This is a genomic window from Pseudomonadota bacterium (assembly GCA_026388215.1).
Lineage (GTDB): Bacteria > Desulfobacterota > Syntrophorhabdia > Syntrophorhabdales > Syntrophorhabdaceae > JAPLKF01.
The window spans coordinates 1-11,278 of the sequence record JAPLKF010000049.1; the positions used below are offsets into that span (position 1 = coordinate 1).

The 11,278-nt window shown below is 44.2% G+C and carries 13 protein-coding genes; 2 read left to right on the top strand and 11 right to left on the bottom strand.

Annotated elements, in window-relative coordinates; translation table 11 throughout:
* Positions 1–285: 285 nt before the first annotated feature.
* Both NTU69_03615 and NTU69_03620 read left to right on the top strand, forming a co-directional pair.
* Positions 286–1,599 carry an AMP-binding protein gene (locus NTU69_03615; protein ID MCX5802615.1) on the top strand — a complete coding sequence of 438 codons (1,314 nt, stop codon included), beginning with the start codon at positions 286–288 and terminating at the stop codon, positions 1,597–1,599.
* Complete coding sequence (locus NTU69_03620) at positions 1,589–1,756, top strand: hypothetical protein (protein MCX5802616.1); 168 nt, start codon at positions 1,589–1,591, stop codon at positions 1,754–1,756. The genes NTU69_03615 and NTU69_03620 overlap by 11 nt, the downstream gene beginning before the upstream one ends.
* Positions 1,757–1,821: 65 nt before the next feature.
* Here NTU69_03620 and NTU69_03625 read toward each other — a convergent pair whose 3' ends face one another.
* From NTU69_03625 to NTU69_03675, 11 genes are all read right to left on the bottom strand, one after another.
* The gene (locus NTU69_03625) at positions 1,822–2,520 is read right to left on the bottom strand and encodes a phenylalanine--tRNA ligase beta subunit-related protein (protein ID MCX5802617.1); all 699 of its coding nucleotides are present in this window, start codon (positions 2,518–2,520) and stop codon (positions 1,822–1,824) included.
* Entirely contained in the window at positions 2,521–2,931 is a 411-nt protein-coding gene (locus NTU69_03630; GenBank protein MCX5802618.1) for a F0F1 ATP synthase subunit epsilon, read from the bottom strand.
* On the bottom strand, positions 2,931–4,349 hold the full coding sequence (gene atpD / locus NTU69_03635) for a F0F1 ATP synthase subunit beta (GenBank protein MCX5802619.1): 1,419 nt from the start codon (positions 4,347–4,349) through the stop codon (positions 2,931–2,933). The genes NTU69_03630 and atpD overlap by 1 nt, the downstream gene beginning before the upstream one ends.
* 14 nt (positions 4,350–4,363) lie before the next feature.
* On the bottom strand, positions 4,364–5,224 hold the full coding sequence (gene atpG / locus NTU69_03640; GenBank protein MCX5802620.1) for an ATP synthase F1 subunit gamma: 861 nt from the start codon (positions 5,222–5,224) through the stop codon (positions 4,364–4,366).
* A 14-nt stretch (positions 5,225–5,238) separates the two neighbouring features.
* Positions 5,239–6,747: a F0F1 ATP synthase subunit alpha gene (gene atpA / locus NTU69_03645; GenBank protein MCX5802621.1), complete on the bottom strand. Its 1,509-nt coding sequence runs from the start codon at positions 6,745–6,747 to the stop codon at positions 5,239–5,241.
* A 5-nt stretch (positions 6,748–6,752) separates the two neighbouring features.
* A complete protein-coding gene (gene atpH, locus NTU69_03650) occupies positions 6,753–7,295 on the bottom strand; it encodes an ATP synthase F1 subunit delta (protein ID MCX5802622.1) in 543 nt (180 codons plus the stop codon).
* Positions 7,292–7,786 (bottom strand): ATP synthase F0 subunit B, encoded by a 495-nt coding sequence (locus NTU69_03655; GenBank protein ID MCX5802623.1) that lies wholly within the window; start codon positions 7,784–7,786, stop codon positions 7,292–7,294. Before NTU69_03655 ends, atpH begins: the two co-directional genes overlap by 4 nt.
* Positions 7,786–8,211 carry an ATP synthase F0 subunit B gene (locus tag NTU69_03660; protein ID MCX5802624.1) on the bottom strand — a complete coding sequence of 142 codons (426 nt, stop codon included), beginning with the start codon at positions 8,209–8,211 and terminating at the stop codon, positions 7,786–7,788. Before NTU69_03660 ends, NTU69_03655 begins: the two co-directional genes overlap by 1 nt.
* Positions 8,212–8,292: 81 nt before the next feature.
* On the bottom strand, positions 8,293–9,108 hold the full coding sequence (locus NTU69_03665) for a ParB/RepB/Spo0J family partition protein (protein ID MCX5802625.1): 816 nt from the start codon (positions 9,106–9,108) through the stop codon (positions 8,293–8,295).
* A complete protein-coding gene (locus tag NTU69_03670) occupies positions 9,109–9,876 on the bottom strand; it encodes an AAA family ATPase (GenBank protein ID MCX5802626.1) in 768 nt (255 codons plus the stop codon).
* Between the two features lie 4 nt (positions 9,877–9,880).
* The gene (locus NTU69_03675) at positions 9,881–10,657 is read right to left on the bottom strand and encodes a radical SAM protein (protein MCX5802627.1); all 777 of its coding nucleotides are present in this window, start codon (positions 10,655–10,657) and stop codon (positions 9,881–9,883) included.
* Positions 10,658–11,278 lie beyond the last annotated feature (621 nt).

The following is an 11,278-nucleotide window of genomic DNA, read 5'->3' on the forward strand; positions in this document are numbered from 1 at the left end:
CCACAAGGTTTGCAGAAATCCACTTTATTGCCCTTCGTAGATTTTCCCCCTCCGGCATAATGGTAGACATAATCATAAACCCCTATCAATAAAAAGTAGCAAAAGTATACACAAAAACCATCTTTGGTTCAATATCCAGTATAAAAACAGAAATAGTTAAACAATAGCCTGCTTCAGCAAAATGCCTTTTAAAAATTTCTTTGACAAACAATACATCTTCGATTATCATGCTATTAAATATCAGAAACGTTATTTCATAATATTAAATTAAGGAAGTGATAAGCTATGGAATACTGGAATCCTTACACAGAAACCTTACCAAGGGAAAAACTGGAGAATATAGAATTCTCATATTTCAAGAACATGTTCTCCTATGCAAAAACCCATTCTGCCCTGTATAGGGATAAATTGAAAGGAATAGAGGCTGACGATATAAGAACAGTTCACGATATTAGCAAAATTCCCTTCACCTACAAGGAAGAACTGAGGGCGTATCAGGAGATCGAGCCGCATCCATACGGTGGTCTCCTCGGCGTGGATATAAAGGATGTGACCACCTTCAGGCAGACGAGTGGAACTACCGGAAAACCGGTCTATGTCCCGGAGTCCTATGAGAGCTGGCAATGGAGGATTGAATCATGGTGTCATATCCTCTATATGGCAGGATTCAGGCCCAGGCACAGGGTTTTTCTCCCCTTCGGGTATAACGTATATGTGGCATTCTGGGAAGCACACTACGCTTCAGAAAAAGTAGGATGCGAAGTAATACCAGGCGGGGCACTCGATACAAAAGGAAGGGTGAATAAAATTATCGAAATACGGGCAAATGCCATGATGAATACCCCAACCTATGGCCTTCATATTGCCGAAGAAGCAATGAATATGGGCATTGACCCGAAATCTCTCGGGATTGAGAGGATGCTCTGTGCAGGGGAACCCATGCCTGAAGCTACCCGTCGTAAACTGGAAGACCTATACGGGTGTGAAACATATGACCACATCGGCGGGACTGAAGTATGCGGATGGGCCGGTATGTGCAAGGTCAAAAAGGGTCTCCATATTATAGAACCGTTTTTTCTTGTTGAGATACTCGACCGGGAGACACTCACAAAAGAGGTGGGAGAAGGTGAGCAGGGGGTAGTGGTAATCACACCCCTCGGAAGGAGGTCTTTCCCTTTCATCCGTTTCAACACAAACGACGTGGTCGTCAAAGGACATTCCAATTGCAGCTGTGGCAGAACGTCAAAAATGATAATGGAGGTTGTAGGAAGGGCTGATGATTTACGGAAGATTCGTGGGGTCCTCTTTTCTCCGAAAACCATTGAGCAGCTTATACGGGAAGAGTTCACGGATATTGTCGAATATGAGATTGTTGTCGAGCGGAAGGGCATCATGGATGAGATAACTCTGAGGATAGAGGCAACTCCAAAACTCGGAAAGGATGACGTCGAAAACCTTACAAAGAGATTGAAGGAAAGAGCCAAGGTAAAGACAAATCTGACGTGCAAGGTAAAGGTTGAGCCGCAAGGGGCCCTGCCGCGGTATGACCTTAAGGCAAAACGATTCAAAGATATGAGAGAGGTTAAAAATGATGGATGAAATCAGGAAGGAGATACAGAATATCGAAAAGAGTGCCGAGAGATTAAAATCCCTGGCAAAGGACAACAATGCCATACGGAAGAATGCGGAAATCATCCTGACCTACTTATACATACTGAAGTTTATCACACCTGTTTTGGGGGAAGAGGATCAGTGATGGACGTCGTCAAGAATTTCAGGAAGGTTGTCCTTTGCTGATAGCTGATAGCTGATAACTAAAAGCTATATCTTGAACCCTGTTTTAAGCTTACCTCTCGTGAGAATATTTTCGTGGATTACCCTGCCATTGCCATTCTTTAAAAGGCTTTCCTCCATATCCCCCATAATATTTTTACAGAGGGAACCGGGTAAGCCTTCCATCACATCTATGGGGATGAAAATTGATTTTGTGTCCGCTGTTACCTTGTCCTTATGGCACTGCCTCCATATCCATCTTCTCGTCAGCACTTCCTTCTCATCCTTGTATATAACCTCGCCTTTATCAGCGACCTCCATTTCGCCCGAATCCATCGGGACAAATGGTTCTCCACCTTCTGCAAAACAGAGCGATATATCGCCTTCCAGTGGTGGGATGGCATGACCACCCATGGGGACTACATATTTGAGTGATATGGCATTGTATAAATCCACAACAGGGTTTATCCTCGGAAAGGGTCCTCCTTTGAGGGCACGCCTGAGGAGTGATTCTATTGAGCTATAGTACTTTGATGCAGAGATACCGAGTTTACCAAATGCCTCTCTCCACACCCTTATATGGGGATGGTCCTGGGGTTTCTCATAAGGGAAGTGGGTCCTTATATCCTCAAGGACCACCTCGAGAGCGTCCTCTCCATATTTCGTATTGTCTATCTCACAGATAAGTACGCCTATCTTTAAGGAAGGGAACAGTGCGAAAAGCCTTTCATCGATTGAAAAGTTCATTTATAAATTCTTTGAAGCCACTGAGATTCTTGCTATTGCCCTGAGTAGCGCCATTTCATGTATCTTATATTCTGAATGGTCAAAGGGAAGTCCCTTTAATGTTGATTCTGCCCTCTCCAGCGCCTTTTTTGCACGCTCGACATCAACCTCCCCGGCAAATTCTGCTGTCTCTACAAGGAATGTGACCTTATCTTCAATTACCTCAGCAAATCCCCCGCTTGTGGCAATGTATATGGTCTTCCCGCCTTTCATATAACGGGCTTCACCGATCTTTAGCATGGTAAGGAATTGTATGTGGCCTGGAAGAATGCCAAACTCACCGAGGGCTCCGTTTGCTTCTACCATATCCACTTCTTCATGCACAAGAACCCGTTCAGGGGTTATTATTTCAAGGTTAAGCATGCCCACAATTATTCTCCAGCAAAACCTTTTGCCTTTTCCGCTGCCTCCTCTATCGTTCCCACCATGTAGAACGCCTGCTCTGGCAGTTCATCATGTTTACCCTCAACAATCTCCCTGAAGCCTTTTATTGTATCTTTCAGTGTCACATACCTCCCCTGGGAGCCTGTAAAGGCTTCAGCAACAAAGAAAGGCTGGGATAAAAATCTCTGTATCTTCCTTGCCCTTGCAACAACAAGCTTATCTTCCTCTGAGAGCTCATCCATACCGAGGATGGCAATAATATCCTGTAAATCTTTGTATTTCTGGAGTATCCTCTGAACCTCCCGTGCTGTCTGGTAATGCTCCTCCCCAACAACCTTCGGGTCAAGGATTCTGCTTGTTGAATCAAGGGGATCAACTGCCGGGTATATCCCGAGCTCAGATATCTGCCTTGAAAGAACTGTAGTTGCATCGAGATGGGCAAAGGTTGTTGCTGGCGCAGGGTCCGTAAGGTCGTCTGCCGGTACATAGATGGCCTGAACAGAAGTGATTGAACCCCTGAGTGTCGAAGTAATCCTCTCTTCCAGCTCGCCTAAGTCTGTCGCAAGGGTTGGCTGATAACCAACCGCAGATGGCATCCTGCCGAGTAATGCGGAGACCTCCGAGTTTGCCTGTGTAAATCTGAATATATTATCAATAAAGAGTAGCACGTCCTGGCCCTCTTCATCCCTGAAATACTCCGCTGCAGTGAGTGCGGTAAGCCCTATCCTCGCACGTGCACCCGGCACCTCTGTCATCTGGCCGTAGATAAGCGCACACTTGTCAAGAACACCTGAGCCCTTCATCTCAAGCCACAGGTCATTACCCTCCCTTGTTCTCTCTCCCACACCGCCAAATACGGATATACCGCCATGATGCATTGCTATATTGTGGATCATCTCCATGATAATAACCGTTTTGCCAACGCCTGCACCCCCAAAAAGTCCAACCTTACCGCCCTTCGGGTATGGCTCAAGGAGGTCAATGACCTTGACCCCTGTTTCAAGGAGTTCTACCTTTGTATTCTGCATGGTAAGCAGAGGGGCAGGTCTGTGTATTGGATACACCTTCTCTGTTTTTACAGGTGGCCCATTGTCTACCGGTGCCCCTATTACGTTTAACACCCTGCCAAGGATCTCCTTACCCACAGGGACAGTTATCTGTGTGCCTCTGTATGTTGCATCCTGACCGCGCACCAGCCCATCCGTAGTCTCCATGGCGATGCATCTCATCGTGCTATCTCCTATATGCTGCGCAACCTCAAGAACAAGGTTTTCCGGCTTATCGCTTATAGTCGGGTTTGTCATATATATCGCTCCATATATTGGTGGAAGGTTATCCGATGGAAACCTGATATCTACTACCGTTCCTATTACCTGAACAATCTTCCCTTTTACCTCCACACTCATTATGTTCCTCCTTTTTAAGTTCCTCTCAAGGCTTCAGCACCGCCAACGATGTCCATCATCTCATTGGTTATGCTCTCCTGTCTTCTCTTATTGTAAACAAGGGTGAGGTATTTCACCATCTCACCACAGTTGCTTGTCGCATTTTCCATGGCGCTCATCCTTGCTGCATGTTCCGATGTCCGGGATTCAATCAGGGCATAATAGATTTTTGTGCTCACATATTTTGGAATAAGGGTCTCAACTATCTTATCCCTTGCCGGCTCATAGAGATAGTCAGCACCTTCCAAATCCTTTGGGGTCTTTATCGGAAGAAATTCATCAAACATAACCATCTGCTTTACCGGGGAAAAAAAGTGTGTGTATGTGAGGTAAATCTTATCGAACTCCCCATCCGTATAAAGCCTTATAAGGTCAGACGCTATTGAATCCACAACATCCTGGTCGACCTTTTTAATATCAACCCATTCCTTTACAATATCCACCTTCCTTCTCTGGAGGTAATCCTTTACCTTTTTTCCAAAAATGTACACGCCTATCCTCTCATAGGTATCCCTGTTCTGGAGAATAAAATTTTCTGTGTGTAACCCTATATTGATATTAAAGGCACCGCATAATCCCCTGTCAGATGCAACAGACACGATGAGCACCTTTTTTATCTCTTCCCTTTCAGTGAGGAGGGGATGGGTATTTTCAGGTATCTTCTGTATCACACGACCGACCATTTCCTCCATCTTTAACGCATAACCCCTTATCCTTTCGAGCTCTTCCTGTGCCCTTCGGAGTTTTGATGCTGAGACCATCTTCATCGTTCTTGTAATGGTCTGGGTACTGTTAATGCTGCTGATTTTCCTCTTTATATCCCTTAAGGTTGCCATTTCGTATCTCTTATCTAATAGGTAAACTTACTCTGAAAAAGGCTAAGTGCCTTATCCAGCCTTTCCTCAATAGATTCACTGATTTCCTTCTTTTCCTTAATATCGGATAAAATATCGGGGTGCTCCTTTTCCATATAAGCAACCATCTCCTGCTCATACTTCTTAAGTGCTTTTTCAGGATACATGTCAATATACCCGTGTGCACCTGCATAGAGAAGCACAACCTGCTTCTCAACAGGGATAGGAACATATTGACCCTGCTTGAGTAATTCCGTAAGCCTTGAACCCCTCGCAAGGAGTGCCTGGGTGGCCTTATCAAGATCGCTCCCGAACTTCGCAAATGCCGCCATCTCCCTGTATTGGGCAAGTTCAAGTCTTAAGCGTCCTGCCACCTGTTTCATCGCCTTTATCTGGGCATTACCCCCAACCCTCGATACAGAAAGACCCACGTTGATTGCAGGTCTTACACCAGAGTAAAAGAGTTCAGGCTCAAGATATATCTGACCATCTGTAATGGATATTACGTTTGTCGGTATATATGCGGAGACGTCCCCGGCCTGTGTTTCGATTATAGGAAGGGCGGTGAGTGAACCTCCACCATGCCCGTCATCCCACTTGGCTGCCCTTTCCAGAAGCCTTGAATGAAGATAGAAGATGTCACCGGGATATGCCTCCCTCGCAGGGGGACGCCTGAGCAGGAGTGACAGCTGCCTGTATGCAACTGCATGTTTTGAAAGGTCATCGTACACAATCAGTGCATGCCTCCCTGTATCCCTGAAATACTCACCCATTGAACAACCTGCAAACGGGGCAAGATACTGGAGTGGTGCCGGATCACTTGCCGTTGCTGCAATCACTATAGTATATTCCATTGCACCATAAGTGGTGAGCAAATCGACTGTTCTCGCTACAGATGACCTCTTCTGTCCAATAGCCACATATATGCAAAATACATTATTCCCTTTCTGATTTATAATAGTATCAATGGCAATTACGGTCTTACCTGTTCCCCTATCACCGATAATCAGCTCTCTCTGCCCTCTTCCTATGGGTATCATGGAATCGATTGCCTTAATGCCTGTCTGGAGAGGTTCCTTTACCGGCTGCCTTGCTACCACACCCGGTGCAGTCTGTTCAACATTTCTGTACTCTTTTGCCTCAATAGGTCCCTTCCCGTCTATTGGATTACCGAGGGCATCCACCACCCTGCCAACAAGGGCCTCACCAACAGGAACCTGGGCAATCCTTGATGTTCTCTTTACTAAATCCCCTTCCTTTATTTTATAGTCCTCCCCGAAAACAACTGCGCCTATATTATCCTCTTCAAGGTTCAAAACCATACCGATAACACCTTCAGAAAATTCAAGCAGTTCCCCTGCCATGGCATTCTCAAGTCCATAGATCCTTGCAATACCATCACCAATAGATATTATTATACCTGTCTCCTGAAGGTTTACCCCTCTCTCAAACCCTGCTATCTTCTGTTCTATAATCCTGCTTATCTCATCTGCCTTAATTTCCATATAGCCTACTCCTTCAAAATATTTTCCTTCAATACTTCTAATTGCCTTTTTACACTCCCATCCATTATAGTACCTTTGACAGCCACCTTTATCCCGCCTATAAGTGTTTTGTCCTCAACCATCCTTAGAACCACTTCCTTTTTCATCTTTTCCTTTAACACATCCTGTATTCTCGCCTTCATACCCTCATCCAGCGGGTATGCTGACCAGATTGTTCCCTTTACCCTTCCCTCTTTCTCATCAACAAGCTCACCATATACATCCCTTACAAGAGGCAGGTAACCCATTCTATTTCTCTCCAGTAACATGCTCAACATATTTACGAGGGGAAGGGATACACCAAGCAGCCTCATTACATCAGCAAGCAATTCCTTTCTCTTTCCCATCTCGAGGAGGGGTAACATAACAGCCTTTCTTAATCTTTCCTCCCCATCAAAAACCTTTAATACCCTATCTATCTCTTTCAGGTATGCCCTATACTTACCATCCTTCTCTCCAACAGCAAATAAGCCCCTGGCATACCTTTTTGCAATGGACTGTCTTATCAATTCAAGCTCCTCAGTTTTTCTATAAACTCCTCGACCATCTTGTCATTGTCACTTCTATTAAACCTTTCCGCTATAAGCTTCTCTGCCCTCTCAACTGTGAGCCTTGCTATCTCTTCCTTTATCTTGCCTTTGGCTTCTCTTATTTCCTGTTCATAGGTAAGCCTTGCCTGTTCCTTAATCTTTAAGGCTAACCCCCTCGCCTCTTCCAGTATCTTCTGTTTTTCCTTTTCAGTCTCCTCAATAACAACCTTTTTAAAGGCATCTATCTCCTCATCAAGCTTTGCAAGCCTGTCCTCGTATTCCTTTTTAAGTGCCTCTGCCTCTTGAAACAACCGCTCTCCCTCTTCGATCCTCTCCTTAACCCCTTTATGCCTGTTCACAAGATAGTTTTTCAAAGGTTTTCCAGCAAATTTTACGACTATTGCTAAGAGTACAGCAAAGTTAAAGAATTTAAATACCCAGGATAACCACGACTCACTACCGACAGTCACTACGGGCTCCTTTTTAAAATCTTCTGTGCAACCCCTGTGGAGAGTTTTTCCACTTCCATCTTCAACGTATCAAAGACCTTTCTGCTCTCCCTATCCACTTCGCCCTTTACCTTTGAAAGTTCTTCTGTGAGTTCCGCTCTTGCCTTTTCAATTATGTGCATTGAGGTACTATGGGCATCTGAGAGAGAGGCGTCTTTCCCTTCAAGTATCGGCCTTCTTCTCTCCATGGCTCCTTCCTCATATGATTTTTCCAATTTATCTGCCTCTTCTTTTATACCTTGTGCCTTCTCAAAGAGGGAGCCTATGGTCTTCTTCCTTTTATTTATTGCTTTGAGAACAGGTTTGAAGAGTAAAAAATTTAATAGTATGAGGAGTATAAGAAAATTGAGAAACTGAATAAGCAGTGTATAGTTGAAATCTATCATTTGCTACTGCCTCTTGGTCAAAAGAATTATTTCACAAAACCTTATTTTTTATCATAAAAAACTTACTTTTGCAATTTTTTATTACTCATTGATAGAAATTAATTCTACTATTCTCTTAAGGTCGTCTTTTGAATAAAATTCTATAATTATCTTACCCTTGTTCTTACGGTAAGTTATGTTTACCTTCGTACCCAATAGGTCCCTTAACGTCTCTTCTACATGTGAAAATCCAGGGCTCTTCTGCTTGTCCTTTTTCTTGACCTCCCTTTCCAGTTCCCTTACAGAGGTGCCTTCCTTCAAAACCTTCTCTACAAACCTTTTCTGCTCCTTTTCATCCTTGAGGGAGATAAGCACCCTCGCATGACCCTGGGTTAATTTGTCCTCAATAATAAGTTTCTTTATCCATTCCGGGAGCTTAAGGAGCCTTATAAAATTCGATATGGAGCTCCTGTCCATGCCAATCCTCTTTGCGAGGTCCTGATGGGTATATCCGAATTCCTCCATAAACCTCTCAAAAACCACCGCTATTTCTACAGGATTTAAATCCTCCCTCTGAAGGTTTTCAACGAGTGCAATCTCAAGCGCCTCCTTCTCGTCTACATCCTTTATAATGGCTGGCACTTCTCTGAGTCCTGCCATTACTGAGGCCTTATACCTTCTCTCTCCTGCGATAATCTCATAACCCTTCTCTTTCTTCTTGAGTAGTATCGGCTGGAGTAGCCCCTTTTCTCTTATCGATGTGGCAAGCTCAATAAGCGTCTCTTCTCTCATTTCAAATCTCGGCTGTGTTGGGCCTGGCACAATCTGGTCTACAGGGATAAGCTTACTTGCCCCTTTCTCTTCAATATCCCTAAGTATCGCAGACAAACCCTTTCCTAACGGATCCTTCTTTAACATTTAGTTTCCTTTACTCAATATTTCTGAAGCAAGCTGGAGGTAGCTTTCCGCCCCCTTTGAACTTATATCATAAAGTATGGCAGGTTTTCCATAGCTTGGTGCCTCACTCAGTTTAACATTTCTCGGTATCACTGTTTTAAAGACACCATCATTAAAACATTTATTGACCTCTTCCCAGACCCTGAACGAGAGGTTGGTCCTACTGTCAAACATGGTGAGAAGTATACCGAGAACCTCAAGCTTCGTGTTTAACCTTTTCTTGATAATATTAATTGTCCTGAGAAGTAATGCGAGGCCTTCAAGGGCAAAATACTCGCACTGTAATGGTATAATTACAAAATCAGATGCTGCAAGGGAGTTTATCGTGAGTAGCCCCAGAGAAGGCGGACAATCTATAAATATATATCTGTATGTATCTTTTAGCCCTTCAAGATGGGTCTTCAGTGTGAACTCCCTCTCCTCCACATCGAGTAGTTCAATCTCTGCCCCTATAAGGTCAGGATGGGATGGAACTATGTCTAAATAGGGTATCTCGGTTTTTCTAATTACCTCTTTTATAGCCTTTTTTCCGATAAGCACATGGTACACATGGTCATAAAGTCCATTGTAGGAGATACCGAAGGCGGATGTTGTATTGCACTGGGAGTCCATATCAATAATGAGGGTTTTTCTCTCAGATATTGCGATGGATGCGGCTACATTGACTGCTGTGGTGGTCTTTCCTACTCCCCCCTTCTGGTTTGCAATGGATATAACCATGACGTTCATTACATTAGCATAAATAGATGGAGTTGTAAAAGATTACTGATACCGGGATACCTCTTTTCTCGAAATACCCCTTCAATTCCAGTCCGGTATTGTGGAAATAACCCTCTTCGAGGTATTGATTAAGCCCTGCCCTGCGATAGACTGACTTCACCTTGTTTGGATAATTCAATCGATCAATGAGCACCTCGTCAACGGCATCCCCTATTTTCTCAACAAGTTTAACCGGGTTCAACGGGAGTATTGGGCCTATAAATGCGTATGTTCTGAGCCCTTCTTTATGAAGTCTTCTTAAGGCCTCCACCCTTGATTGGATAGAGGGAGAATGGGGTTCAAAGAGCCTGCTCATCTTCTCATCATCGGTTGTTATAGAAAGACCAATCTCTATCTCTTCAAATTGTTTAAAGAGCTCTATATCCTTGAGACAGAGAGGGGAGCGGGTCAAGAGATTAACTGGAAACTGATATTCCAGTAGGGCTTCGAGGCATCCCCTTGTTATCCCGTAATGTTTTTCTACTGGCTGATAAGGGTCTGTCACCGTGCCGATAAGAACAGTTCCCCGTTTTGCCCTTCTTAACTGCCTCCTCAGGACCTGGGGTGCATTAATTTTGATGTCTACGAACTCTCCCCATGGCTCACTGTGCCCTGTGAACCTTTTCATGAAGCTCGCATAGCAGTACAGGCAACCGTGTTCGCACCCTACATAGGGGTTGATACAGTAGTCATATCCTTCAATGCGTGTTTTTGTGAGGATTGTTTTTGCAAAAATTTCTCTTCTATTCATCGACAGCATTCCAGATTCGATATAATACCAGTTTTCATTTGACAACAACCAGCCAAAAGCCTATTGCCCAAATCCTTTCTTTTGTGAACATTGCTGCCGGAAGAACTTTTCGTGAGTCGCGACTTCGAGCACGGTTGGGAACCCACTTTGTCACGTCGGCACGTCCCATAAAGGGCAAGTCGCATGTCTGAGGCAAAGCCGAGTTTGCGACTTGAGTGACAACGGGACATATAGTGGGTATACCGCGCGCAGCGGAGCAGCGAGGGAAACAGTGTTCCGGCAGACAATTTTGTTTGGGCAACAACCTGTCAATGGTCAATTATCTTTCCCCGCCCCTTTTCTTTCCATTCTCCTGCAATTACAAAAGGTTGTCAAGGGGTTTTAAGCTTTAAGCGAAACCGTAGACAAGTATATTTAAAACGGCCTATATGGAGGTGGGTACCTTATTCTTGTTTATCAATAAAGGCTTGCCAGCTTGTGAGCCCGATTACACCCGTGGGAAGACTCGCAGATGAGAATTAGGGATTATCAGTTCAAAGACTGAATAAATCTCTCGGCATCTTTCTTACTTAAAATCCGGAGAATAACAACCTGCTGCTTATCAATCACATAAAATACACG

Excerpts from the sequence above, each read along its gene's own strand:
- NTU69_03615 (MCX5802615.1), top strand. The coding sequence starts at position 286 with ATGGAATACTGGAATCCTTACACAGAAACCTTACCAAGGGAAAAACTG.
- NTU69_03620 (MCX5802616.1), top strand. The coding sequence starts at position 1,589 with ATGATGGATGAAATCAGGAAGGAGATACAGAATATCGAAAAGAGTGCC.
- NTU69_03625 (MCX5802617.1), bottom strand. The coding sequence starts at position 2,520 with ATGAACTTTTCAATCGATGAAAGGCTTTTCGCACTGTTCCCTTCCTTA.
- atpD (MCX5802619.1), bottom strand. The coding sequence starts at position 4,349 with ATGAGTGTGGAGGTAAAAGGGAAGATTGTTCAGGTAATAGGAACGGTA.
- atpG (MCX5802620.1), bottom strand. The coding sequence starts at position 5,224 with ATGGCAACCTTAAGGGATATAAAGAGGAAAATCAGCAGCATTAACAGT.
- atpA (MCX5802621.1), bottom strand. The coding sequence starts at position 6,747 with ATGGAAATTAAGGCAGATGAGATAAGCAGGATTATAGAACAGAAGATA.
- NTU69_03660 (MCX5802624.1), bottom strand. The coding sequence starts at position 8,211 with ATGATAGATTTCAACTATACACTGCTTATTCAGTTTCTCAATTTTCTT.
- NTU69_03665 (MCX5802625.1), bottom strand. The coding sequence starts at position 9,108 with ATGTTAAAGAAGGATCCGTTAGGAAAGGGTTTGTCTGCGATACTTAGG.
- NTU69_03670 (MCX5802626.1), bottom strand. The coding sequence starts at position 9,876 with ATGAACGTCATGGTTATATCCATTGCAAACCAGAAGGGGGGAGTAGGA.
- NTU69_03675 (MCX5802627.1), bottom strand. The coding sequence starts at position 10,657 with ATGAATAGAAGAGAAATTTTTGCAAAAACAATCCTCACAAAAACACGC.